At 41.5% G+C, this 25,898-nt stretch carries 25 protein-coding genes and 1 pseudogene; 18 read left to right on the top strand and 8 right to left on the bottom strand.

What is annotated here, in order from left to right; genetic code table 11:
- Positions 1-122: 122 nt before the first annotated feature.
- From trxA to O3599_RS02205, 3 genes are all read right to left on the bottom strand, one after another.
- Positions 123-437: a thioredoxin gene (trxA, locus tag O3599_RS02215; RefSeq protein ID WP_001029581.1), complete on the bottom strand. Its 315-nt coding sequence runs from the start codon at positions 435-437 to the stop codon at positions 123-125.
- A gap of 15 nt (positions 438-452) precedes the next feature.
- Complete coding sequence (locus tag O3599_RS02210) at positions 453-674, bottom strand: DUF4649 family protein (RefSeq protein ID WP_000570248.1); 222 nt, start codon at positions 672-674, stop codon at positions 453-455.
- A gap of 100 nt (positions 675-774) precedes the next feature.
- A complete protein-coding gene (locus tag O3599_RS02205; protein ID WP_247917087.1) occupies positions 775-1,155 on the bottom strand; it encodes a MarR family transcriptional regulator in 381 nt (126 codons plus the stop codon).
- A gap of 282 nt (positions 1,156-1,437) precedes the next feature.
- Between O3599_RS02205 and O3599_RS02200 the strand changes: the two genes are divergently transcribed.
- Together O3599_RS02200 and O3599_RS02195 are read left to right on the top strand one after the other, a co-directional pair.
- On the top strand, positions 1,438-1,812 hold the full coding sequence (locus O3599_RS02200; RefSeq protein WP_000781322.1) for a CidA/LrgA family protein: 375 nt from the start codon (positions 1,438-1,440) through the stop codon (positions 1,810-1,812).
- The gene (locus tag O3599_RS02195) at positions 1,809-2,504 is read left to right on the top strand and encodes an LrgB family protein (RefSeq protein WP_001288952.1); all 696 of its coding nucleotides are present in this window, start codon (positions 1,809-1,811) and stop codon (positions 2,502-2,504) included. Before O3599_RS02200 ends, O3599_RS02195 begins: the two co-directional genes overlap by 4 nt.
- A gap of 51 nt (positions 2,505-2,555) precedes the next feature.
- On the opposite strand, the gene O3599_RS02190 is transcribed toward O3599_RS02195, so the two are convergent.
- From O3599_RS02190 to O3599_RS02175, 4 genes are all read right to left on the bottom strand, one after another.
- A complete protein-coding gene (locus O3599_RS02190) occupies positions 2,556-4,103 on the bottom strand; it encodes an ABC transporter ATP-binding protein (protein WP_247939787.1) in 1,548 nt (515 codons plus the stop codon).
- Between the two features lie 144 nt (positions 4,104-4,247).
- Positions 4,248-5,015 (bottom strand): hypothetical protein, encoded by a 768-nt coding sequence (locus O3599_RS02185; RefSeq protein ID WP_247939788.1) that lies wholly within the window; start codon positions 5,013-5,015, stop codon positions 4,248-4,250.
- Between the two features lie 15 nt (positions 5,016-5,030).
- Complete coding sequence (locus O3599_RS02180) at positions 5,031-5,726, bottom strand: ABC transporter ATP-binding protein (protein ID WP_084930266.1); 696 nt, start codon at positions 5,724-5,726, stop codon at positions 5,031-5,033.
- A 4-nt stretch (positions 5,727-5,730) separates the two neighbouring features.
- The gene (locus O3599_RS02175) at positions 5,731-6,096 is read right to left on the bottom strand and encodes a GntR family transcriptional regulator (protein ID WP_000119149.1); all 366 of its coding nucleotides are present in this window, start codon (positions 6,094-6,096) and stop codon (positions 5,731-5,733) included.
- A 139-nt stretch (positions 6,097-6,235) separates the two neighbouring features.
- On the opposite strand from O3599_RS02175, the gene nrdR reads away from it, so the two are divergent.
- The 14 genes and pseudogenes from nrdR (at position 6,236) to recG (ending at position 20,303) form a co-directional block, all read left to right on the top strand.
- Positions 6,236-6,709 carry a transcriptional regulator NrdR gene (gene nrdR, locus O3599_RS02170; RefSeq protein WP_001203672.1) on the top strand — a complete coding sequence of 158 codons (474 nt, stop codon included), beginning with the start codon at positions 6,236-6,238 and terminating at the stop codon, positions 6,707-6,709.
- Positions 6,710-7,879, top strand: a complete 1,170-nt coding sequence (locus O3599_RS02165; RefSeq protein ID WP_247939789.1) for a replication initiation and membrane attachment family protein — start codon at positions 6,710-6,712, stop codon at positions 7,877-7,879.
- Entirely contained in the window at positions 7,880-8,776 is an 897-nt protein-coding gene (gene dnaI / locus O3599_RS02160) for a primosomal protein DnaI (RefSeq protein ID WP_247939790.1), read from the top strand.
- Positions 8,773-9,486 carry an NADPH-dependent oxidoreductase gene (locus O3599_RS02155; RefSeq protein WP_247939791.1) on the top strand — a complete coding sequence of 238 codons (714 nt, stop codon included), beginning with the start codon at positions 8,773-8,775 and terminating at the stop codon, positions 9,484-9,486. Before dnaI ends, O3599_RS02155 begins: the two co-directional genes overlap by 4 nt.
- A gap of 13 nt (positions 9,487-9,499) precedes the next feature.
- On the top strand, positions 9,500-10,810 hold the full coding sequence (gene der / locus O3599_RS02150) for a ribosome biogenesis GTPase Der (RefSeq protein WP_001207696.1): 1,311 nt from the start codon (positions 9,500-9,502) through the stop codon (positions 10,808-10,810).
- Positions 10,811-10,893: 83 nt separating this feature from the next.
- On the top strand, positions 10,894-11,232 hold the full coding sequence (locus O3599_RS02145; RefSeq protein WP_247939792.1) for a hypothetical protein: 339 nt from the start codon (positions 10,894-10,896) through the stop codon (positions 11,230-11,232).
- A gap of 68 nt (positions 11,233-11,300) precedes the next feature.
- Positions 11,301-11,644 (top strand): annotated as a pseudogene (locus O3599_RS02140) (hypothetical protein).
- Between the two features lie 32 nt (positions 11,645-11,676).
- Positions 11,677-11,964 (top strand): hypothetical protein, encoded by a 288-nt coding sequence (locus O3599_RS02135; protein WP_180947946.1) that lies wholly within the window; start codon positions 11,677-11,679, stop codon positions 11,962-11,964.
- A 145-nt stretch (positions 11,965-12,109) separates the two neighbouring features.
- Positions 12,110-14,623 carry a preprotein translocase subunit SecA gene (gene secA, locus O3599_RS02130; RefSeq protein ID WP_247939793.1) on the top strand — a complete coding sequence of 838 codons (2,514 nt, stop codon included), beginning with the start codon at positions 12,110-12,112 and terminating at the stop codon, positions 14,621-14,623.
- An 80-nt stretch (positions 14,624-14,703) separates the two neighbouring features.
- Positions 14,704-15,735, top strand: coding sequence for a 3-deoxy-7-phosphoheptulonate synthase (locus O3599_RS02125; protein ID WP_247939794.1), 1,032 nt, complete (start codon positions 14,704-14,706; stop codon positions 15,733-15,735).
- Position 15,736: 1 nt separating this feature from the next.
- Positions 15,737-16,768: a 3-deoxy-7-phosphoheptulonate synthase gene (locus O3599_RS02120; protein WP_033679822.1), complete on the top strand. Its 1,032-nt coding sequence runs from the start codon at positions 15,737-15,739 to the stop codon at positions 16,766-16,768.
- A gap of 45 nt (positions 16,769-16,813) precedes the next feature.
- Positions 16,814-17,176, top strand: a complete 363-nt coding sequence (acpS, locus tag O3599_RS02115) for a holo-ACP synthase (RefSeq protein ID WP_033679908.1) — start codon at positions 16,814-16,816, stop codon at positions 17,174-17,176.
- Positions 17,166-18,269: an alanine racemase gene (alr, locus tag O3599_RS02110; protein WP_033679823.1), complete on the top strand. Its 1,104-nt coding sequence runs from the start codon at positions 17,166-17,168 to the stop codon at positions 18,267-18,269. The genes acpS and alr overlap by 11 nt, the downstream gene beginning before the upstream one ends.
- An 18-nt stretch (positions 18,270-18,287) precedes the next feature.
- On the top strand, positions 18,288-20,303 hold the full coding sequence (gene recG / locus O3599_RS02105; RefSeq protein WP_371511831.1) for an ATP-dependent DNA helicase RecG: 2,016 nt from the start codon (positions 18,288-18,290) through the stop codon (positions 20,301-20,303).
- Positions 20,304-20,862: 559 nt separating this feature from the next.
- Here the strand turns inward: recG and O3599_RS02100 are convergent.
- Positions 20,863-21,777 (bottom strand): Rpn family recombination-promoting nuclease/putative transposase, encoded by a 915-nt coding sequence (locus O3599_RS02100; RefSeq protein WP_049551070.1) that lies wholly within the window; start codon positions 21,775-21,777, stop codon positions 20,863-20,865.
- A gap of 367 nt (positions 21,778-22,144) precedes the next feature.
- Between O3599_RS02100 and O3599_RS02095 the strand changes: the two genes are divergently transcribed.
- Together O3599_RS02095 and O3599_RS02090 are read left to right on the top strand one after the other, a co-directional pair.
- On the top strand, positions 22,145-23,125 hold the full coding sequence (locus O3599_RS02095) for an acetylxylan esterase (protein ID WP_060805271.1): 981 nt from the start codon (positions 22,145-22,147) through the stop codon (positions 23,123-23,125).
- 565 nt (positions 23,126-23,690) lie between these two features.
- Positions 23,691-25,898, top strand: a 2,208-nt coding sequence (locus tag O3599_RS02090; RefSeq protein ID WP_371511829.1) for a serine protease, incomplete at its 3' end; no start/stop codon positions are given.

Here is a 25,898-nt window from a genome sequence, read left to right as displayed (position 1 = left end):
TTTTTTTAGCGATGGCATGTCCCAAACATCGTAATATTCTACTTACAGTCTAGCATATTTTTTGAAAAATGGCAAAGGGCAAGAAAAAAGAGACCAAAGCAAGTACTTGGTCTCTAATGTGATTAGCTCAATTCAGCAACGATGGCCTTGATTTGTTCTGCTGTGTGAACACCAGCAACTTGTTTCACCACTTGGCCGTCTTTTTTGAAGAGAAGAGTTGGGATAGACATGATTCCAAAGGCACGAGCTGTGTTTGGATTTTCATCAACGTCCATTTTAACGATTTTCAAGACATCTTCTGAAAGTTCTTCAGACAATTTATCCAAGATTGGACCTTGCATACGACATGGACCACACCAAGTTGCCCAGAAGTCTACCAAGACCAAACCGTCTTTTGTTTCTTGTTCGAATGTTGCATCTGTAATTGCTTTTGCCATTGTATTTCTCCTTTTTTAGTTATATTGGCTTAAATCTTGTTTCTTGAGATAGAAGAAGATATCTCCGTAAGTTCCATGGTAGTCCAAATCATGACCGTTGTAAGTCAATTTTTGAACAGGGTAGTAGTCTGCGACGCCGATAAGGCAAGCTTGTTGTGAACGATCAAAGTCGTCATAAGATTCGAACGTTATAGTTCTTTCATTCTTGCTAGCATCTAGATAGGTAATTTCAATCATATTTAAAACTCCTTTGTTTGATGATGACTTTATTTTACTCCTTGTAAAAGAGAATGTCAAGAAAAATGATTGCGCACGCAACTTTTTTTCTAAAATCATCTTAAATCAAGAAATCCAAACCAGTTTCCAAGCTTTCTTCGACAGCCTTCTGTAGAGAGGCCAGTGTCTTTTGCCCATCACTTGTCAGGCAGATAAAGCTAGAACGTCTATCTTGATCACAACACATGCGACTAAGCAGACCGCAATTTTTAGCTTCCAAGCGAGCCACCATCCGAGAAACAGCGCTCGGGCTCAGATGAAGTTTATCTGGCAGGTCAATCTGGCGTAGAGATTTTTCTTGGGCCAAGTCCAGGTAGTAGAGCAGGTAAAACTCTTTCAAGGTCAGACTTTGCTCGCTCTGCTGGGCAATTGTCTCTTCCAAGAGACTTTCAATTTCTTTCTGACGCCGATTGAAGTCAAACCATTTTTCCAAATAGGTCATAGTATCTCCTTTCTTTTTAGAATTATAAATAGAAGAAAGTCCATTCACGGACGATCTATACATCACAAGATGATTGCGCATGCAATAATTATACTACTTTTCAAAAGAGCTGGCAAGAAGGACGCAGGCATCTTTTATCCTGAATCATGCCTATTTTCACAAGTCAAGAATTGTTTGTATCCCCTTTCCTGTCTAATTTTCATCATCTCTTGTGCATTTCCTTGAAATTTTCTGAAAAAAGAGTAAACTGGTATGCAAGAAGTCTATTTCGTGGAGTATAGGATGAAATTATATGTTCAATTAATGATTCTCTTTGTGATTTCTCTAATCGGAGAGGGGATCTCTAGTTTCTTTCATTTGCCCATCCCGGGCAGTATTATCGGCTTGATTATTCTCTTTTTAGCCCTACAATTCAAGTGGCTGAGAACTAGGCATGTCAACATGGTGGGGAATTTCTTGCTGGCCAATATGACCATTCTCTTTTTGCCACCAGCAGTGGGAATCATGGAGAAGTTTGATGTGATTGCTCCCTATCTTTTGCCAATTGTTTTGATTATCTTTTTTGCAGCAGTCATCAATATTATCCTCATTGCTTTGGTGGTTCAGTTTATCAAACGACGGTTTGAGGGAGATTATGAGAAAGGAGATGCCAAATGAGTGAATTTGTTTCCAATCCCCTGTTTGGGCTAGCCCTGTCTATCCTAGCTTATCTAGTAGGAATGCTGATTTACAGACGTTTTCCCCATCCATTGACAACGCCCTTGCTTTTGTCAGCTGTTTTCATTATCATCTTTCTAAAGGTGACGGGGATTTCTTACCAAGATTACTACCAGGGTGGGGTTTATCTGAACAACTTGATTGTCCCATCGACCGTGGCTCTAGGGATTCCGCTTTATAAGAGTTTTCACTTGATGAAGCACCATGCTCGGAGTATTCTCTTTGGAAGTCTGTTAGCGGTAGTGGTCAATACCTCTTTCACGGCCCTTGTAGCTAAGATTTTTGGAATGGACTTTTTCCTAGCCATTTCACTCTTTCCTAAGTCAGTGACAACCGCCATGGCAGTAGGAATTACAGAAAAATTGCAAGGTTTGACGACTGTGACCTTGGTCGTTGTAGTCGCAACTGGGATTTTAACCAGTGTCATCGGACCAACACTTTTGAAGTGGTTGAAAATTGACGACCCAGTAGCTGTTGGTCTTTCCCTTGGAGGAACAGGTCACGCAGTTGGAACGGGAACAGCCTTTCGATACGGTTCTGTAGCAGGAGCCATGGGTGGTTTGGCTATCGGTGTCACCGGTATTCTCTATGTCTTTGTCAGCCCTATTGTAGCCAGTTTGATATTGAGTTAAAAAGCAAGGAATTTGGGTTCCTTGCTTTTTAAAATCGTATGTTATAGAATACTACTTTTCTTTGTTTAAGTGAATGACTTGGTCGTAGTGTTTTAAGTCTTCTTCTGTGTAGTGGTGAATGACTTCTATGACTGTCTGTGGTAGGGAGAAGAGCAAGTCGCTAATTTTTCTGCTATTTTCCGAGTCAAGATTGGCCTTAATCTCATCTGCTAAGATGAGTTGGCTATCATGGTAGAGGGCGCGAGCGATTTCGAGGCGTTGTTTCTCGCCACCAGACAGACTATCATTGCTGAGCGTTCGATTTTTCAAATGTTCTAATCCTGTTTTTTTGAGGATGTAAGTTAAGTGTTCCTCCTTTTTATCCAGTCCTAGAAGGATATTGTCTTCCAGAGATAGCGTGTCAAAGTAATGGCTATCTTGGAGGATATAGGAACTAAAGCTTGTGATTTCTTGACGTGACAGGTTTTGACCAGCAAAGCTAATCTGTCCACTTGTTGGTGTCTCTTCTCCATGAATGATATTGAGCAGGGTTGTCTTACCAGAGCCACTTTCCCCGATAATGGCAATTTTTTCTCCTTGCTTGATGTGCATGGAAATCGGAGACAAGAGGATATTCCCATCTTTTTCTAGGGAGATGCTCTTAAGCTGGATAGGGAAAATGTTTTCTATGCTTCTAGGCGAGATGAAGTCAGACTGGCCTAAAAGTTTTTGGTATTTATTGAGAAGAGTTCGATTCGCTTTTCGGGTGTTGGTAAAGTAAGCCAACTCTTGGAATTGATAGCCGATATTATGAGAAACCAGATAGATGGCCACAAAACTCGCCGCATCTAAATAATTATAGTAGGTCATAAAGCCACCGATGACGATTGGTGTGACAGAACAAAAGGCATCGATGCTATTGATAAAAAGACTGTTTAAAGTTCGTTGTTTTTCATAGTTGATTTCGGCATCCAGACTGGTTTGTAATTGCTTTTGGTAGCGAGCAAAAAAGAAATCTTGTCCCTGATAATGGCGAATTTGTTGGCTGCCACCAATAAAATTTGTCAAGCTTGATAAGTAGCTCTGGTTAACAGTTGACCGCTTTTCAGAAAGTGAATCCAAGCGCTTTGATCCGATAGCACTGCAGAGTACAGGAAAGGAGTAGAAGAGGATGAAAATCAAGCCTAAGTAAAAATTGGTCCACAAGGCATAGAGAATGGACACAGTGGTGAAACCAAGAGAAGAAATGATGATGACGGTTGGCTCGATATAGCTTTCTTCTAGTTGCTTGACGTCGTTTTCTAGGTCAGACAAAATATCCTTTTCATCAATCTCATAACTGCTTAAAAATCGCTTGAAAATAGCACTCTTGATTCCATATTTAAAGTCAGTAATCAAACGGGCGTAGTAATAGCGTTTCCCAGCTAAGCCTAGTAATAGAATGAGGTTTCCAAGGATTCCCAAAATCAAAACTTTCCAAAGAAGGCCTAGTTCTTGATTGGTAAAACTAGCAACAATATTCTGAACAAGGGCTGGCGTGATAATTGCTTCCAGCCAAGTAATGGCAATAGAAAAGAAGTAAAGTACGAGGTGCTTCTTAGTAACAAATCTTCTCAGCATAAAGAGTTGACCTCCCTATCGATATACATGTAATCAGTTTTAAAGTCATTATACTCCTTTTTATTAAATACTTCATATAAAAATAAAAATGTAGGTGTTGAAGACGAAAAAAGCCTAGCGAGTTATTGTCGCTAGACTCTGATATTATTGCAAATTAACCTTGTTTTTCAAGATATAGTAGGTTCCGAGATAAAAGATAGCTATGAAAATGAGTTCTTCAAAAATGCCCGTACTTGCTCCCATATAGAAATTATCATTAAATCCTGCAAGTGAATTGACATAGAAGTTCGCACTGGTATTGAAGAAGACTTCAATAAAGCCAATGACGATTTGGATCCCAATGTAGGCTGCAACAGCGAGTGCTGTGCGGTATTCGTTGAAAAGTTGTCCAATGGAAATAGCCAAGTAGATGCAGAGGATACTGGAAATGGTATTTAGTAGGAGGGATAACCCCACAAGAGAGAGTTGAGGAAGGTATGTTCCTAGAAGTGGAATCAAGTCATAATTTAACATCCATTCTGGAACCGTTATAGTCACAATAAGAAAAGCACTTAGAGCCAGTACAGCCGAGCTAAGTATAGACCAGATGAAGGCTCCAACTAATTTGGCTGTGATGATATAGTGCTCAGAAACTGGCAAGGTCAAAGTCAGATAGCCTTGGCGGTCATATACACTTCCTTTGAAGCGTTTGATAATCAAGAAAAGAGTTGAAATCCCAAGTGTAATTATCAAGCCACCAAAGACGAGAGCCAGAAAGACAAATAGGAAAGGTTGGCTATCTTTGAAAGATACATAAGAATAGTAGTGTCCTTGCATTCCTAGAGGAACGGAAAGGACTAGAACAGCAGCGTAAAGGGCTAAATACCACTTGTTAACATTTTTAAATTCGTAGCGAACTAAATTCCAAAACATAATAATCTCCTTTGCTTAGGCCTTAAATTCCTGACGGAAGAGCTGGTCAATGGATTCACCAGACTCATAGCGAATATCATCTACATTTCCTTGACGGACGACTTTTCCATCCTTAAGGAAGACAATTTCATCCAAGATTGGCTCGATATCAGAAATCAAGTGGGTAGAAATCAAAACGGTAGAAGTTGGGGAGTAGTTGTTGATAATGGTATTGAGGATATACTCACGGGCTGCTGGATCCACTCCACCAATAGGTTCGTCCAGAACGTAGAGGCGGGCATCACGGCTCATAACCAAAATCAGTTGTACCTTTTCCTTATTCCCTTTTGATAATTTCTTAAGACGACTATTTTCATCAATACCCAGGTCTGAAAGTAGATGATGGGCACGTTCAAGATTGAAATCTTTATAGAAGGTCTTGAAGTAGGTTAGGGCTTCTTTGACCTTCATTTGCTCATTGAGATAGGTCGTATCCGGCAAATAAGCTACGATGGCCTTGGTTGCTGGACTTGGGTCCATGTCGTTGATGAGGACACGTCCTTGATCTGGTTGCAAGAGGCCATTGATTAGTTTAATCAGGGTTGTTTTTCCTGAGCCGTTTGGCCCAAGGAGACCAACAATTTTTCCAGCTGGGATGTCAAGAGAAACATTTTCAAGGGCTGGGGTTGCTCCATAAGATTTGGATACATTTTCAAATGCTAGTAATGACATAGGCTTAAACTCCTTTAATATAATCGCCGACTACGCCTGGTAGTTCTTCTTTTTCATAGCCAAAATGGGTCATGGAGGAAACGAAGTGTTCCAATTCTTCTTCTGATAATTGTTTGCGCGATTGGGCGATCAGTTCCTTATCCTCAGTCACAAATCGTCCAGTTGTGCGCTTGCTGTAGACAAATCCTTCTCGTTCAAGATCTGACAAGGCTCTTTGGATGGTGTTTGGATTGACACCGGCCTCGCTAGCTAGCTCTCTCACGGTTGGAAGTTGTTGATTGGGTTCTAGTGTATGGGAAACAATCTGAAGCTTGATTTTTTCCATAATCTGTAGATAGATGGGTTTTTTGTTGTCAAATGTCCAGGACATCTTGGTCTCCTTTCTTTTATCCTTTTGTCTTAATTAAATAATACAACAAAACAAAAAACTTGTCAAGCAAAAAGAAGAATTGTTTTGGGAATCGTTTAAAAAATGGTATAATGAAAAGAAAACGATAAGGAGGGAAAGGATGCGTTGTCCAAAATGTGGGGCTACCAAGTCAAGTGTTATCGATAGTCGCCAAGCAGAAGAAGGGAACACCATTCGTAGAAGACGTGAGTGCGATGAATGCCAGCACCGTTTTACAACCTACGAACGGGTAGAAGAAAGAACCTTAGTGGTTGTTAAAAAAGATGGCACGCGGGAACAATTCTCCAGAGATAAAATCTTTAATGGGATTATCCGCTCAGCCCAGAAACGTCCTGTGTCAAGTGATGAAATCAACATGGTAGTCAATCGTATCGAACAGAAACTCCGTGGTCGAAATGAAAATGAAATTCAAAGTGAGGACATTGGTTCACTCGTCATGGAGGAGTTGGCTGAGTTAGATGAGATTACCTATGTACGTTTTGCCAGTGTCTATCGTAGTTTTAAGGATGTCAGTGAGTTAGAGAGCTTACTTCAACAAATCACCCAGTCCTCTAAAAAGAAAAAGGAAAGATAAATGAAGCCAATTGACCGTTTTTCTTATCTAAAGAATAATCGGGTGTCGCAAGATACCTCATCTCTGGTACAGTGCTACCTCCCGATTATCGGTCAGGAGGCACTGAGCCTTTATCTTTATACAATCAGTTTTTGGGATAACGGCAGAAAGGAATATCTTTTTTCAAGTATTCTCAACCATCTTAACTTTGGAATGGATAGACTGCTAAAATCCCTGAAAATCCTATCTGCTTTCAATCTCTTGACTCTCTACCAAAAGGGGGATGTTTATCAGCTAGCCCTCCATGCTCCTCTATCTAGTCAAGACTTCTTGGAGCATCCTGTTTATCGCAGACTTTTGGAGAAAAAGATTGGCGATGCAGCTGTGGAGGATTTAAAAGTTGAAAGTGCTGATGGTGAAGAAATACCTGTCTCCCTCAATCAAGTCTTTCCAGACTTGGCAGAACTGGGAAGTCAAGAAGACCTTGGTCTCAAGAAGAAAGTGGCCAACGATTTTGACTTGGACCATTTTCGTCAGCTTATGGCTAGAGATGGGCTTCGTTTTGCGGATGAGCAGTCCGATGTCTTAAACCTCTTTGCCATTGCTGAGGAGAAGAAATGGACTTGGTTTGAAACCTATCAATTGGCCAAGTCAACAGCTGTTTCCCAGGTCATTTCAACCAAACGCATGCGGGAAAAAATTGCTCAAAAACCAGTTTCCTCTGACTTTAATCCTAAGGAAACAACCATTATCAAAGAAGCCAAAAGTAAAACTGCCCTGCAGTTCTTGGCAGAAATCAAACAGACACGCAAGGGAACCATTACCCAAACAGAAAGAGAACTCTTGCAACAGATGGCTGGCTTGGGCTTGCTGGACGAAGTCATCAATATTATTCTCTTGTTGACTTTTAATAAGGTGGATTCGGCAAACATCAATGAGAAATATGCCATGAAGGTAGCCAATGACTACGCCTATCAAAAAATTCATTCGGCAGAAGAGGCAGTCTTGCGCATCCGTGAGCGAGGGCAGAAGAGCCAGGCTCAAAAGGCTAGTAAACCGAGTCCTACCAAGTCCAATGTACCCAAGTGGAGTAACCCAGATTATAAGAATGAAACCAGCGAGGAAACTCGTCTGGAACTAGAACGTAAGAAACAAGAACTATTAGCTCGATTAGAAAAAGGAGGAGATTAGATGGAAAGTGTCGGAGACGTACTCAAACGTCAACCTAGCCGTTTTCATTATCAAGATTTGGTCCAGAAAATCATGAAGGACCCTGATGTTGCGGCCTTTATCCAGCAAGAATCCCTCAGCCCAGAGGAATTGAATCGCAGTATCTCCAAGTTTAATCAATACATCACTGAGCGCGACAAGTTTCTTCGTGGTGATACGGATTATATTGCCAAAGGATACAAGCCGATTTTGGTTATGAATCATGGCTATGCAGATGTTTCATATGAAGAAACTCCTGAACTAATTGCGGCTGAAAAAGAAGCGGCGATTAAGAACCGTCTCAAGTTAATCAATCTGCCAGCCAGTCTCAGGAAAGCTAGTTTAGCTCAAGTTGATTTGGATGATTTGGAGCGCTTGCCAGTTTTTGAAAAGCTATTAGCCTTCGTGGAACAATATCCGACTATTCGAAAAGGTCTTTACCTATATGGAGACTTTGGTGTGGGTAAAAGTTTCATGGTGGCTGCCTTAGCTCATGATTTATCAGAAAAACGTGGTGTTTCATCCACTCTCCTCCACTATCCTAGCTTTGTCATAGATGTCAAAAATGCTATCGGTGATGGCAATGTTAAGACCTTGGTGGATGAGCTTAAGCTTTCTGAAGTCTTGATTTTAGATGATATTGGTGCCGAGCAATCAACACCTTGGGTGCGTGACGAAATCCTGCAGGTCATTCTCCAATATAGGATGCAGGAAAATTTACCGACCTTTTTCACGTCCAACTTCGACTTTGAAGAATTGGAGCAGCATTTCGCTAAAGGGAAACATGGAAATGACGAAACCTGGGAAGCCAGACGCGTCATGGAACGCATCCGTTATTTGGCTGAGGAGACTCGTTTAGAAGGAGTGAACCGCCGATGACAGAAACAATCAAATTAATGAAGGCTCACACTTCAGTGCGCAGATTTAAGGAGCAAGCCCTTCCTCAGGAAGACTTGATTGAAATCTTGACAGCAGCCCAGATGGCCTCGTCTTGGAAGAATTTCCAATCCTACTCTGTGATTGTGGTACGAAGTCAAGAGAAGAAAGATGCCTTGTATGAATTGGTACCTCAAGAAGCCATTCGCCAGTCAGCTGTTTTCCTTCTCTTTGTCGGAGATTTGAACCGAGCAGAAAAAGGAGCCAAGCTTCATACTGATTCATTCCAACCTCAAGGTGTAGAAGGTCTCTTGATTAGTTCGGTCGATGCAGCTCTTGCTGGACAAAATGCCCTGCTGGCAGCTGAAAGTTTGGGCTATGGTGGTGTGATTATTGGCTTGGTTCGATACAAGTCAGAAGAAGTGGCAGAGCTTTTTAACCTGCCTGACTACACCTATCCTGTCTTTGGGATGGCACTAGGTCTTCCAAATGAAGAACATGAAGTCAAACCTCGCTTGCCATTGAATCAGGTGGTGTTTGATGAAGAATATCAGGAACAAACAGTTGATGTGATTGAGGCTTATGACCGTGTACAGGCTAACTATGCTGGGGCGCGTGCGACTACAAGCTGGAGTCAGCGTCTAGCAGAACAGTTTGGTCAAGCTGAGCCAAGCTCAACTAGAAAAAATCTTGAACAGAAGAAGTTATTGTAGAAAGTGAGAAATTATGGCCCTACCAACTATTGCCATTGTAGGACGTCCCAATGTTGGGAAATCAACCCTATTTAATCGGATCGCTGGTGAGCGAATCTCCATTGTAGAAGATGTCGAAGGAGTGACACGTGACCGTATCTATGCGACGGGTGAGTGGCTCAATCGTTCCTTTAGCATGATTGACACAGGAGGAATCGATGATGTCGATGCTCCTTTCATGGAACAAATCAAGCACCAGGCAGAAATTGCCATGGAAGAAGCCGATGTTATCGTCTTTGTCGTGTCTGGTAAGGAAGGAATTACCGATGCAGACGAATACGTAGCCCGTAAGCTTTATAAGACCCATAAACCAGTTATCCTCGCAGTTAACAAGGTGGACAACCCTGAAATGCGAAATGATATCTATGATTTCTATGCCCTCGGTTTGGGTGAACCATTGCCTATCTCATCTGTCCATGGTATCGGTACAGGGGATGTGCTAGACGCTATCGTAGAAAATCTTCCAAATGAATATGAAGAAGAAAATCCAGATGTGATTAAGTTTAGCTTGATTGGTCGTCCTAACGTCGGAAAATCAAGCTTGATCAATGCTATCTTGGGCGAAGACCGTGTCATTGCCAGTCCAGTTGCTGGAACAACTCGTGACGCCATTGATACCCACTTTACAGATACAGATGGCCAAGAGTTTACCATGATTGACACTGCTGGTATGCGTAAATCTGGTAAGGTTTATGAAAATACTGAGAAATACTCTGTCATGCGTGCCATGCGTGCTATTGACCGTTCAGATGTGGTCTTAATGGTCATCAATGCGGAAGAAGGAATCCGTGAATACGATAAACGTATCGCAGGATTTGCCCATGAAGCTGGTAAAGGGATGATTATCGTGGTCAACAAGTGGGATACGCTTGAAAAAGACAACCACACTATGAAAAACTGGGAAGAAGATATCCGTGAGCAGTTCCAATATCTACCTTACGCACCGATTATCTTTGTATCCGCTTTGACCAAGCAACGTCTCCACAAACTGCCTGAGATGATCAAGCAAATCAGCGAAAGTCAAAACACACGTATCCCATCAGCTGTCTTGAACGATGTGATTATGGATGCTATTGCCATCAACCCAACACCGACAGACAAAGGAAAACGTCTCAAGATTTTCTATGCGACTCAAGTGGCAACTAAACCACCGACCTTTGTTATCTTTGTCAACGAAGAAGAACTCATGCACTTTTCTTACCTGCGTTTCTTGGAAAATCAAATCCGCAAGGCCTTTGTCTTTGAAGGAACACCGATTCATCTCATCGCAAGAAAACGTAAATAAAAAAGCAGAATCTGGAATGACATTTCCAGATTTTTTTGATAAAATGAAGGTAAAGAAAGCGCTAACAAAGAGAGGTGTCGATAATGAAACTGTCGTTTAATCAATTGATACTCTTATTTCCTTGTTTTTACTTTTTCTATTGGATAGACAATGCTGATAGAAACAGTAAGTTTTTCCCCATCATCTACTATTTCTACTGGATTTATTTTTCCCTTTTAGCTCTGTTTAGTCTGGATCTGACAATTTTTTCATTCTTATTTTTCCCTATTATTCTCAACCATGAATCAGATATGAGTTCTTGGGGTGTTTGGTTGCTGTTGATAGTCCTATCTCTAGGAAGTGACTGGCTAGACTACATCTTTTTCAAAAAAATGTTTCGCTTGAGACGGGAACTGGGGAAGTCTAAAGATGGAAGGCATTGATTTATATTGGTAAGAACATTTAATAGAATGAAACTAAAGAAAACAATTTTAAAGAGGAGGTGTCGCTGATGAGATTGTCCTTTAATTGGTTTCATTTGATACTCTTATTTCCTTGTTTATATTTTTTCTATTGGATAGACAATGCTGACAGAAACAGTAAAATTTTCCCATCTTCTACTATTTTTACTGGATTTATATTTCTCTTTTAGCTCTGTTTAGCTTGGATATGACAATTTTTTCATTCTTATTTTTCCCTTTTGTTCTAAATCATGAATCAGATGCTAGTGCTTGGGGTTTTGGGTTGCTTTTGATAGTCTTATCTCTAGGCAGTGACTGGTTAACCTATATCTTTTTCAAAAACATGTTTCGCTTGAGACGAGAACTAGGGAAGTCAAAAGGTGGAAGGTATTGATTTATATGGTTTTTATTGATAGGAGGTAGCTTATGACACGTCTAAAATCATTTATTACACAATATTCTAAATTCTATATTGGTTTAGTTCTGCTGATCTGGCTGGCTTTCTTCTTTCTTCCTTGGGATAAACCAGTTCTGGGAATATCTATCAATCTCTTAATCATGCAGAAAGTTTTACTAGTTTTTGGTATTCTGTCTATTTTGATGGCCTTGCTGTCCAAGAAAGTCAGTCTCTTTGTTTTTGGATTGATCTGCTGTTTTTCTCTTTGGATTAATCTATTTATCCTATTTGCGATTTTGCCGATTTTTGGCAATTAAAGTATCATAAAAATCAGAGAGGTTAGCTTGGAAACTAGCCTCTTTTTCCTTTTCAAAATGGGGATTCTTCCTTGAAAATAATCAGTAATTGTGCTAAAATTAAAAGAACATTCTAAAATATTCGGAATTTAAAGTAAGGAAAAACATGGCTAATATTTTAAAAACAATTATCGAAAATGATAAAGGAGAAATCCGTCGTCTGGAAAAGATGGCTGACAAGGTATTCAAATATGAAGACCAAATGGCTGCTTTGACTGATGACCAACTAAAAGCAAAAACAGTTGAATTTAAAGAACGTTATCAAAATGGAGAATCACTGGATTCATTGCTTTATGAAGCATTTGCGGTTGTCCGTGAAGGTGCTAAACGTGTCCTAGGTCTCTTCCCATATAAGGTTCAGGTCATGGGGGGAATCGTTCTTCACCATGGTGACGTGCCAGAGATGCGTACAGGGGAAGGGAAAACCTTGACTGCGACTATGCCGGTATACCTCAATGCCCTTTCAGGCAAAGGGGTTCACGTAGTTACGGTCAATGAATACCTATCCGAACGTGACGCGACTGAGATGGGTGAATTGTATTCTTGGCTTGGCTTGTCAGTAGGAATTAACTTGGCTGCTAAATCTCCAATGGAGAAAAAAGAAGCCTATGAGTGTGACATTACCTACTCAACCAACTCAGAAATTGGATTTGACTACCTTCGTGATAACATGGTCGTTCGCGCTGAAAACATGGTACAACGTCCGCTTAACTATGCCTTGGTCGATGAGGTTGACTCTATCTTGATTGACGAGGCGCGTACACCTTTGATCGTATCAGGTGCTAACGCAGTTGAAACTAGTCAGTTGTATCACATGGCAGACCACTATGTAAAATCTTTGGACAAAGACGACTACATCATCGATGTGCAGTCTAAGACTATTGGTTTGTCTGATTCAGGGATTGACAAGGCTGAAAGCTACTTCAAGCTTGACAATCTCTATGACATCGAAAACGTAGCTCTTACTCACTTTATCGATAACGCCCTTCGTGCCAACTACATTATGCTTCTCGATATTGACTATGTGGTGAGCGAAGAACAAGAAATCTTGATCGTTGACCAATTTACAGGTCGTACCATGGAAGGTCGTCGTTATTCTGATGGATTGCACCAAGCCATTGAAGCCAAAGAAGGTGTGCCAATTCAGGATGAAACTAAGACATCTGCCTCAATCACTTACCAAAACCTTTTCCGTATGTACAAGAAATTGTCTGGAATGACGGGTACAGGTAAGACTGAGGAAGAAGAATTCCGTGAAATTTACAACATTCGTGTTATTCCAATCCCAACCAACCGTCCTGTTCAACGTATTGACCACTCAGACCTTCTTTATGCAAGTATCGAAGCTAAGTTTAAGGCGGTTGTCGAAGATGTTAAGGCTCGTTACCAAAAAGGTCAGCCTGTCTTGGTTGGTACAGTAGCGGTTGAAACCAGTGACTATATTTCTAAGAAATTAGTCGCAGCTGGCGTTCCTCACGAAGTCTTAAATGCTAAAAACCACTATAAAGAAGCCCAAATCATCATGAATGCTGGTCAACGTGGTGCTGTTACTATCGCAACCAACATGGCCGGTCGTGGTACCGACATCAAGCTTGGTGAAGGAGTTCGCGAATTGGGTGGACTTTGTGTGATTGGTACAGAACGCCATGAAAGCCGTCGTATCGATAATCAGCTTCGTGGACGTTCAGGTCGTCAAGGAGACCCAGGTGAGTCACAATTCTACCTATCTCTTGAAGATGACTTGATGAAACGTTTTGGTTCTGAACGCTTGAAGGGAATCTTTGAACGTCTCAACATGTCTGAAGAGGCCATTGAGTCTCGTATGTTGACACGTCAGGTTGAAGCAGCGCAAAAACGTGTCGAAGGAAATAACTACGATACCCGTAAACAAGTCCTTCAATATGATGACGTCATGCGTGAACAACGTGAGATTATCTATGCTCAACGTTACGATGTTATCACTGCAGACCGTGACTTGGCACCTGAAATTCAGGCTATGATCAAACGCACGATTGGTCGTGTCGTTGATGGTCATGCGCGTTCAAAACAAGATGAAAAACTAGAGGCAATTTTGAACTTTGCTAAGTACAACTTGCTTCCTGAAGATTCTATTTCTGTTGAAGACTTGTCAGGCTTGTCTGATAAGGCTATTAAGGAAGAACTCTTCCAACGTGCCTTGCAAGTTTACGATAGTCAAGTTTCAAAACTACGCGATGAAGAAGCAGTCAAAGAATTCCAAAAAGTCTTGATTTTACGAGTTGTAGATAACAAGTGGACAGATCATATCGATGCCCTTGATCAATTGCGTAACGCGGTTGGACTTCGTGGCTATGCTCAGAACAACCCTGTTGTTGAGTATCAGGCAGAAGGTTTCCGTATGTTTAATGATATGATTGGTTCGATTGAGTTTGATGTGACACGCTTGATGATGAAAGCACAAATTCATGAACAAGAAAGACCACAAGCAGAACACCATATCAGTACAACAGCGACTCGCAATATCGCTGCCCACCAAGCAAATATGCCAGAAGATTTGGATTTGAGCCAGATTGGACGGAATGAACTTTGCCCATGTGGTTCTGGTAAGAAGTTTAAAAACTGTCACGGTAAAAGACAATAAAATGAGATAGTTTAGAGGCGGATACCTTGTGAAAAGTAAATTTTTACTTGGTATCCGTTTGCTTTATAAGGAGATGAGTTATGGTATTTACAGCAAGAAGTCCTAAAATTAATATTGAAGAAGTTCGTGCCTTATCAAAATTAGAAGGCCAAGCTTTGGAGAGAAAATCACAGCGCGATCAAGAGCTAGAATCCATTATACGTGGAGAAGACCAGCGAATTCTCTTGGTAATCGGGCCATGCTCATCTGACAATGAAGAATCTGTCCTTGAGTACGCTAAGCGTTTGGCAGCTTTGCAAGAAGAAGTCGCAGACCGTATCTTTATGGTTATGCGTGTTTATACTGCCAAACCCCGTACTAACGGAGATGGCTATAAGGGCTTGATTCACCAGCCTAACGCGACAGAAGCGCCTAGCCTCATCAACGGCATCAAAGCCGTGCGCCATCTTCACTATCGTGTCATCACGGAAACAGGTATGACGACAGCTGATGAAATGCTTTATCCTGAAAATCTTCCTCTTGTGGATGATCTGATTTCTTACATGGCGGTTGGTGCCCGTTCGGTTGAAGACCAGCAACACCGCTTTGTAGCAAGTGGAGCAGATTTTGCGACTGGTTTTAAAAATCCAACTTCAGGAAATCTCAATGTCATGTTTAATGGGATTTATGCTGCTCAAAACAAACAAAGCTTCCTTTTCCTAGGAAAAGAGGTGGAAACAACTGGGAACCCGCTTTCGCACGCTATTCTTCGTGGAGCAACCAATGAGTATGGTAAGAATATTCCCAACTACTACTATGATAATTTGATGGATACTATTGCCCAGTATGAGAAAATGGGCTTGGAAAATCCTTTTATCATCGTGGATACCAATCATGACAACTCTGGTAAGCAATACATGGACCAGATTCGAATTGTCCGCCAGACCTTGATTAACCGTGATTGGAATGACAAAATCAAGCAGTACGTTCGTGGTTTTATGATTGAGTCTTATCTAGAAGACGGCCGTCAAAACGAACCAGAAGTATTTGGCAAGTCTATCACAGACCCTTGTCTTGGCTGGGAAAATACGGAAGCCCTTGTCAGAGAAATCTATCAAACGCTAGGAGAATAAGATGGCATTTATTGAAAAAGGTCAAGAAATTGATATTGAAGCAATCAAGGCAGAAACCCAATTGTCTGCGGAAGCCCTGCGACTAAAGGAGCGCCGTGATAGAGAATTGGCAGACATTATTTCAGGAGAAGATGACCGTATCCTTTTGGTGATTGGTCCTTGCTCTTCTGATAATGAAGAGGCTGTCTTGGAATATGCCCGCCGTTTATCCGCCTTGCAGAAGAAGGTGGCGGACAAGATTTTCATGGTTATGCGTGTTTATACTGCTAAACCTCGTACTAACGGAGACGGCTATAAAGGTTTGGTTCACCAACCAGATACCTCTAAGGCTCCAAGCCTGATTAACGGCTTGCAGGCTGTACGCCAGTTACATTACCGCGTGATTACAGAGACTGGTTTGACAACGGCAGATGAGATGCTTTATCCGTCAAATCTGGTCTTGGTAGATGATTTGGTTAGCTACCATGCTGTAGGGGCTCGTTCTGTGGAAGACCAAGAGCACCGTTTTGTGGCTTCAGGGATTGATGCACCAGTGGGAATGAAAAATCCAACCTCAGGAAATCTTGGGGTTATGTTTAACGGTATCTATGCCGCTCAGAACAAACAGACCTTCCTCTTCCATGGTCAAGAAGTTGAGACTTCAGGAAATCCCTTGGCCCACGTCATCCTTCGTGGCGCAGTTAATGAATATGGGAAAAATGAGCCTAACTTTTACTATGAAACTTTGCTAAATGCCATTGAACGCTATGAAGCCATGGGACTTGAAAATCCCTTTATCCTCATTGATACTAACCATGATAACTCAGGCAAGCAATATATGGAGCAAATTCGAATTGTTCGCCAGACCTTGCAAAATCGTGATTGGAACGAGAAAATCAAAAAGACGGTTCGAGGCTTTATGATTGAATCCTACCTAGCAGATGGTCGTCAAAACCAACCAGAGGTCTTTGGCTGCTCCATTACCGACCCTTGCCTAGGTTGGGAAAATACAGAGACCTTGGTAGAAGAAATCTATGCTACCTTGACAAAATAAGTGAAAAGGATGGAGTTGGGGGAATCTCAACTCCTTTTGATGAGAATGATAGTTGGACACGGAATTGACATCGAAGAATTGGCTTCGATAGAAAGCGCAGTTACACGACATGAAGGATTTGCTAAGCGCGTGCTGACCGCTAAGGAAATGGAACGGTTTAACAGTCTTAAAGGGCGCAGACAAATCGAATATTTAGCTGGTCGCTGGTCGGCTAAGGAGGCATTTTCCAAGGCTATGGGAACGGGTATTGGGAAGCTCGGTTTTCAGGATTTGGAAGTCTTGAATAATGAACGCGGGGCGCCTTATTTTAGTCAGGCACCATTTTTAGGAAAGATTTGGCTGTCTATCAGCCATACCGATCAGTTTGTGATAGCCAGTGTCATTTTGGAGGAAAATCATGAAAGCTAGTCCACATAGACCAACCAAGGCTCTGATTCATCTGGGAGCTATTCGACAAAATATTCAGCAAATGGGGGCTCATATCCCTCAAGGAACGCTCAAGTGGGCTGTGGTCAAGGCCAATGCTTACGGGCATGGGGCAGTAGCTGTTGCCAAGGCGATTCAAGATGATGTAGATGGATTTTGCGTTTCCAATATCGATGAAGCCATTGAACTTAGACAAGCTGGACTCAGCAAGCGAATCCTCATTTTAGGAGTTTCTGAAATCGAAGCTGTTTCTCTTGCTAAAGAATACGATATCGCCTTGACTGTGGCTGGACTGGAGTGGATTCAAGCACTCTTAGATAAGGAAGCGGACCTAACTGGATTGACAGTCCATCTCAAGATTGATTCAGGAATGGGACGGATTGGTTTTAGAGAGGCTAGTGAAGCTGAGCAGGCTCAAGATTTGCTCCAACAACATGGTGCTCGTGTTGAAGGGATTTTTACCCACTTTGCGACTGCAGATGAGGAATCAGATACCTACTTTAATGAACAGTTAGAACGGTTTAAAACTATTTTAGCTAGTATGAAAGGTCTTCCAGAGCTGGTTCATGCCAGCAATTCGGCAACGACTCTTTGGCATGCAGAGACTATTTTTAACGCGGTTCGTATGGGAGACGCTATGTATGGTCTCAATCCAAGTGGAGAGGTTTTGGATTTGCCTTATGACCTGACACCAGCCTTGACCTTGGAGTCTGCTTTAGTCCATGTCAAGACAGTTTCAGCTGGAGCTTGCATGGGCTATGGAGCAACTTATCAAGCGGATAGCGAGCAAGTCATCGCGACCGTGCCAATCGGCTATGCGGATGGTTGGACACGTGATATGCAGAATTTCTCCGTCTTGGTAGATGGCCAAGCTTGCCCAATCGTTGGGCGGGTTTCTATGGACCAAATCACCATTCGTCTGCCTAAGCTTTATCCACTGGGAACCAAGGTAACTTTGATTGGTTCTAACGGGAACAAGGAAATCACAGCTACTCAGGTAGCGACCTACCGTGGGACTATTAACTATGAGGTGGTTTGTCTTCTCAGCGACCGCATTCCGAGAGAATATTATTAGAAAAGAAAGGAGTGGAGCATGAATCTACATCAACCCTTGCATGTCTTACCTGGTGTGGGACCAAAGTCAGCAGAAAAATACGCCAAACTAGGAATTGAAAATTTGCAAGACCTCTTGCTCTACTTTCCTTTCCGTTATGAAGACTTCAAAACCAAGCAAGTATTGGAACTAGAGGACGGGGAGAAGGCAGTCCTATCTGGTCAAGTCGTGACTCCTGCCAGTGTCCAGTATTATGGATTCAAGCGCAATCGCCTGCGCTTTAGTCTTAAGCAGGGAGAAGTCGTTTTTGCGGTGAATTTCTTTAACCAGCCCTATCTGGCTGATAAGATAGAGTTGGGAGCAACTCTTGCTGTCTTTGGAAAATGGGATCGTGCCAAGGCTAGTCTAACTGGGATGAAGGTCCTAGCTCAGGTGGAAGATGACCTCCAGCCTGTCTATCGTTTGGCTCAAGGAATCAGTCAGGCAAGTCTGGTCAAGGTCATCAAGACAGCCTTTGATCAGGGGCTGGACCTCTTGATTGAGGAAAATCTGCCCCAGTCTTTGCTAGACAAATACAAACTCATGTCCCGTTGTCAGGCCGTTCGTGCCATGCATTTCCCTAAGGATCTGGCAGAATACAAGCAGGCCCTTCGCCGTATTAAATTTGAGGAACTCTTTTATTTCCAAATGCAGTTGCAGACGCTCAAGTCTGAAAATAGAGTTCAGGGAAGCGGTCTGGTCCTGAACTGGTCTCAGGAAAAAGTGACAGCAGTCAAGGAAAGCCTTCCTTTTGCTCTGACCCCAGCTCAAGAAAAAAGTTTGCTGGAAATTTTAACTGATATGAAGTCGGACCACCACATGAATCGTCTCCTGCAAGGAGATGTGGGTAGCGGAAAAACAGTAGTTGCTGGCTTGGCCATGTTTGCGGCAGTGACAGCTGGGCACCAGGCTGCTCTCATGGTACCGACAGAAATCCTAGCAGAGCAACACTTTGAAAGTCTACAGAGTCTCTTTCCAGACTTGAAACTGGCTCTCTTGACAGGATCCTTGAAAGCTGCAGAAAAAAGAGAAGTCTTGGAGACCATTGCCAAGGGTGAGGCTGATTTGATTATTGGAACCCACGCTCTGATTCAGGATGGGGTAGATTATGCTCGTCTTGGCTTGATTATCATCGATGAGCAGCACCGCTTTGGTGTAGGGCAAAGGCGTGTTCTGAGAGAAAAAGGCGACAACCCAGATGTCCTCATGATGACGGCGACTCCCATACCACGGACGCTGGCTATCACGGCATTTGGCGATATGGATGTTTCCATTATTGACCAGATGCCAGCAGGGCGGAAGCCTATTGTGACACGCTGGATCAAGCATGAGCAACTATCTCAGGTCTTGACTTGGTTAGAGGGGGAAATTCAAAAAGGTTCACAAGCCTATGTCATCTCTCCCTTGATTGAAGAATCAGAAGCTCTGGATTTGAAAAATGCTATTGCTTTATCTGAGGAATTGACGGCTCATTTTGCTGGTAAGGCAGAGGTGGCTCTTCTACATGGTAAGATGAAGAGTGACGAAAAAGACCAGATTATGCAGGAGTTCAAAGAGCGAAAAACGGATATTCTGGTTTCAACGACGGTTATCGAGGTAGGGGTCAATATTCCCAATGCGACCGTCATGATTATCATGGATGCCGATCGCTTCGGTCTCAGCCAGCTTCACCAGCTTAGAGGTCGTGTGGGTCGGGGAGACAAGCAGTCTTATGCAGTTCTCGTTGCCAATCCCAAGACGGATTCTGGGAAAGACCGCATGCGCATCATGACAGAAACCACCAATGGATTTGTCCTTGCGGAGGAAGATTTGAAAATGCGTGGTTCAGGTGAAATTTTTGGAACCAGACAGTCAGGTCTTCCAGAGTTCCAAGTAGCTGATATTATCGAAGATTTTCCGATTTTAGAAGAAGCTAGAAAAGTTGCTAGTTACATTAGTTCTATTGAAGGCTGGCAAGAGGATCCAGAGTGGCGCATGATTGCTCTTCATTTGGAAAAGAAAGAACATTTAGATTAAGCTTTCTCTAAGGAAAACTTAAGCTAGCTTTCAGGTTTGCCCCTTATACTAGAGTCATCAAAAAGAAACGAGGACTCTCATATGACAGTAACGATTAAAGTAAACTACCAAACCACTTTCCAAAAGAAAGAAGTAAAAAATTAAGATTGAAGAGAAGGAAGAAAGAGCGAAATGCTCTTTTTTGTTTCTAAAAGCACAATTTATTGAATCTAAAATAGCACACTGCGGATTCTAAAAAAATTCTAGAAATTATAGTAGATTGAATCTGGAATAGTACACCTAGTTTTCTAAAACATTTTTAGAAATTAGTTTGAATTCCGCGATCAATTTGTTCAGTTTTTATTTCATTTAACTATAATTTGACTTTCCTAATTTCTTTGTTCATATCTTATTTCAATACACTATATCTTAATATTTCAGAGCCAACATCTAGCATAACTAAAAAAACAGATTCTTCCATCTATTACGGAAAAATCTGTCATTGATTTAATGATTTACAAAAACTCCAACCACGGCTTGCGAATATTATCTTTGCTGGTTTCTCTATATTTTTTAGTTCTTATTTATGATGCTCTTTCAATAGTTCTTCAAACTCAGAGACAGTCATACCCAACTGTTGACTGGCAACTTCAGAAGGCAAAAGACCTTGACGGACTAGATTTAGTAGCATAGACAAACTTCCTTCAACTTTTCCACGCTCCAGTCCCTGTTCAATCCCTTCTGCCCTAGCTTGTTCCAAGGCATAGTCCTGCGCTAACAAGGCTTGTTCTTCTCGCATACGTAGTTGACTAAACATCTTCCTGTCCTCCTCGGACCAGCTCTTGTAGTCCAGCAGTTGGTCTGCCTGGCTGATGGCTCGCTCGGGTTCCTGAGTAAAGGGTTTATTCCCAAAAAACTCCAACCACGGTTTGCGAATGCTATCTTTGCTGGTTTCTCTGTATTTTTTTAGTTCCAAGAACGCCATCTTAACTAAATGGTTTTCCTGACCATTGTTGGTAATGGTTAAAACCTCACCTGTCGTGTCCTCACGCATACTGAAACTGTGAAAGGCTAGGTCATCTGAGAAATAATTACTATCCACAATAGCAATTGCGTATACTGGTGCGATGTGTTTGTAACTCTGGTGAGTGTTTCCTTCTTGTTGACGAATTTTTTCTAGATTTTGATTGACCTGACTGCATAGGTAAGCCCACAGGCGATTGATGAAAAAATTCTGATGATGCACTTGTATTTCGATAATAACCTGGGTGCCGTTGTCTAACTCCGCTAAAACGTCTATACTGGTATAGAAATCCTGCACTGAATAAGGTATGGAGGGTAATACGTGAATATTGCTTCCCTCCAAAATGGTCACATTTTTGGCTGGTAAGTCCAGCATATCGCGAATAAATTGACAAGTGATTTCTGGGTTGCTAAAAATCTTCTTAGCCACTAAATCATTGGTCGGGCTAATGCCCGGATGTCTGAGAATCATTCTTTCTCTCCTTTCATTATAGCACATTTTTACCTCTAGGTTGACTAGATTTAGTGCTTCTATCTATTTATTCGTAAAAAAGCGTAACTTCTCAAAGTAACTTCCCTCTCTCTCCCAAAACTGGAAGTTAGTTTTAGAAGTGACCCAATGAAAATCAAAGAGCAAACTAGGAAACTAGCCGCAGGTTGCTCAAAACACTGTTTTGAGGTTGCAGATAGAACTGACGAAGTCAGTAACATATATATACGGCAAGGCGAAGCTGACGTGGTTTGAAGAGATTTTCGAAGAGTATTACCCTTCTTTCTTGCATTGCTTTTCTAGATATGCTACAGTTGTGATAGCGATTACAAAATAAAAGGAGCATGCTATGAAAAATCCAGCTTTATTAGAAGAAATCAAGACTTATAGAGGACGGGATGAGGTCCCAGAAGACTTTGATGCTTTCTGGGATGAGGAAGTGAAAAAAGTTTCAACTCTTCCAGCCTACCAGTTGGAGGAAAGAAATTTCCACATTCCTCAAGTTAGTTGCTATGAGTTAACGTTTGAAGGAACCAATGAAGGCAAGGTTTATGCACGCGTCGTTCTTCCAAAGAGTGAGGAGAAGGTTCCACTAATCTTCCATTTCCATGGTTATATGGGACGTGGCTGGGACTGGGCCGACATGCTGGCCTTCACCGTGGCTGGTTACGGTGTTGTTTCCATGGATGTGCGGGGGCAGTCGGGTTACTCACAAGACGGCTTGCGTTCTCCTCTAGGAAATACAGTTAAGGGGCATATTATCCGTGGTGCTGTGGAAGGTCGGGATCACCTCTTTTATAAGGATGTTTATCTGGATATTTACCAGTTGGTTGAAATTGTTGCTAGTCTGCCTCAGGTTGATGAGGAGCGTCTTTCTAGCTATGGTGCTTCACAAGGAGGGGCTCTAGCCTTGGTTGCGGCAGCGCTCAATCCTCGGATTCAGAAAACTGTTGCCATCTATCCTTTCTTGTCAGACTTCAGACGAGTGCTTGAGATTGGCAATACCAGTGAAGCTTACGACGAACTTTTCCGTTATTTCAAGTTTCACGACCCCTTCCATGAAACTGAGGAGGAAATCATGTCGACCCTGGACTATATAGATGTGAAAAATCTTGCCCATCGTATCAAGGGTGAGGTTAAGATGATTACGGGCTTGGACGACGATGTTTGCTATCCAATTACCCAATTTGCGATTTACAACCGTCTGACCTGCGATAAAGCCTATCGCATCATGCCTGAGTATGCCCACGAAGCCATGAATGTATTTGTTAATGATCAAGTCTACAACTGGCTGTGTGGTAGTGAGATTCCTTTTAAGTATGTAAAATGATAAATGAGAGAGCCCAGTAGCTCTCTTTTTGTACAGAATCTAGTTAGCAAATATTCTAGTTCATATATACTTTGAAATTCATACTCTTCGAAAATCTCTTCAAACTACGTCAGCTTTATCTGTAATCTCAAAACAGTGTCTTGAGTAGCCTGCGGCTAGCTTCCTAGTTTGCTCTTTGATTTTTATTGAGTATGAGTTTTTTTCTGGGCTGTGGTGTCAAACAATTCATTTTCTATCTAGTTGGGTATAAGCTATTTCAATACATTGGAAAGCGTCTGTGAAATATGTTATAATTTATAAGAAAATATACAGTTTGGCTACAAATGAACATTTATATATAAGTTTATGTATAACTTAGTTTTTCTGATTAGGATAATATCTTATAAAAAACTATATTCCTGGAGATACAGTACTTAAATAGCATTTGTAAAGCAACAAAATAATCTATAGCTATTTTTATTGTAAGAATCAAAGTAGAGAGTGTTATGCTAATGGAAACTGTAATATTTTATTTTTTAGAATATACTTGGATAAATTAACTTTGAAAGTTAAAGTGAGGTAATGCATGTTTGTATGTTTAAAAGGTTTGGGAAAATTTCGTAAATCCAAAGCTTATGGTTTGGTTGGTTGTTTGACACTATCTGCAGTGATTGGATTAGCTGCACCAGACTTACCAGTTATTGGTGGTGGAGTCGTTGCTGCTGATGTTATTCAGGGTGGTAACGATATAAAAGATGTGGATGTTCATAGTAAATCTGCAGAAGGTGTTGCTATGACTTACACCACTTATGATAGCGGAACAAGTGGAAAACAAACGGCTTCTGGTAGTGGTGTCTTTGTAGCGCCAAATGTGATGGTAACAGTAGCTCATAACTACTATGATAAAAACCAAGAGGATAAGTCTGCAGTATTGCGTGGTGGGGAGTCTGCTCGTAGTTATGTGGTGATGAACTCAGAGACGGAAAAGAACAATAAAGTACCTACTTCTGGTGTATCGGAAACTCTTGAAAAAGACTCGATTCACTTGTATAACGGCAAAGACTTTGGTAAAGACTACAGCAACGACTTAGCAGTAGTGGTAACTAAAAAGCCTGTAGAAGCTATGACAGGTGGTGAGGACTCTCCAAGAGAGTTGAGTGATAAAGAGGTTTCTACGGGTGATAGCATCACTATGGTCGGATATCCCAATGATTTTTCTACTCCAAATTTAAGTAAAGAAAATAAAGCTCGATTGAAAGATGGTAAGGCTTATTCAGTCTCCACAACTGTGAGCAGTATCAATAAAGAGAGTGGTGCAGTCACTTATCATTCCTCAGCTTTAGGAGGTTTTTCAGGCGCTCCTTTGTTTAATGATAAGGGAGAGGTAGTCGGTATCCACCAGCACGGAACAAATACTTCAAACGCTCCTGAGAGTGAGCGTATTGGCGGTGGTACTATCTTTACGGACAAGCACAGAACTTGGATTCGTTCTATGATTGATAAATATGGTATAAAAGGTTGGTATACAGATGGTGCAAACCGTTACTACTATGATGAAAATCATATAGCTTTAAAAGATGTAGAGTCTGAGATTGACGGTGCTTTGTATAGTTTTGATGAAAAAGGTCGAGCTACTTTAGTAAAAGGTGAAGAAAAAGGTCGTGTTCTACTTCGAGTGGAAGATACTAAAGGAACTCCTTTGATTTCAGATAAGGTTGTTCAGGAAGGTCCTGTTGGAAGTGGCTTGAATTTTTATTTAAGACAAAATCCAGATTTCAAACAGTTAATAGCAACTTCCCCAACAGCTAAAGTTGTATCCTATAACGGAGTGCCAATTAACAAACTAGCAAGTGATACTACTTGGTCTGATGACTATGTCAGTAAGTTAGCTTTAGGTAATACAATTATAAGAGCGGTAGTAGATTCAGTAACTCCTCCATCTACCTCTTCTTCGGATTTTGCAAGAACGGAAGTTGGTAAAGTCGATTTGAGTGGTAAATCGAACTTACCTGTACCTAGTAAAGAGGTGTTACAAGCTCCGAATGGTTCAGAAAATTTTTATGCTACAACGCACATTCAAACGCCAGATGGGTCGGGGTCAGGTACTTTAATTGCACCAAATTTGGTGTTAACAGTCGCTCATAATTTCTTAACAGTTAAAGGTTCTGAGGTAGTTACTAAATCTGGTCGTACCAATACAGTGTATAAAGCAACTTTACCGAATGGGTTGTCTGTGAATTTTTCAGATGATGATATTGTTTATTGGAATAAGAAAGATTCAGTATTTGGATTTAAAAATGACTTAGCTTTGGTTCGATTAAAAGAAGAGGTAAAAGGAGTAACTCCTGTAGAGGTTGTAAAACGATCTTCGAAAGTTGCAGAGGGGGATTCAGTTTCGGTCTATGGTTTTCCAGATAACAAGCTAAGTCCAGTTTTAGATAGCAAAGTAGTAGGAACTACAGACTTCGGTTCTGGAATAGAGGGAATTAGCTATGGAGGTACGAAACCTGGAGCGTCTGGTGGTGGTCTTTATAATGATAAAGGTGCTTTAATTGGAGTTCACCAAAATGGTGTTGTAGGAAGCCGTAGTGGTGGTTTGGTTTTATCAAAAGAGCAGCTGGATTGGGTTCGTTCTTATATTGAGGGTCAACCAAAAGATCCTGTCTATGTGGAAGATAAAGAAGTGGAACCTTCTAAGAAGGATTCGGATAAGGATTTAGCTGGGAAATTAGATCCAAAAAAAGATAGTGGAAAAGAAGATTCTGGTATTTTAGGTACATCTGGTGACTTTGCG

The sequence above is a fragment of the Streptococcus sp. 27098_8_103 genome (assembly GCF_041432345.1).
Lineage (GTDB): Bacteria > Bacillota > Bacilli > Lactobacillales > Streptococcaceae > Streptococcus > Streptococcus mitis_BV.
The sequence above is the reverse complement of the archived record's forward strand: the minus strand, read 5'-3'. Positions and strand labels throughout refer to the sequence as shown.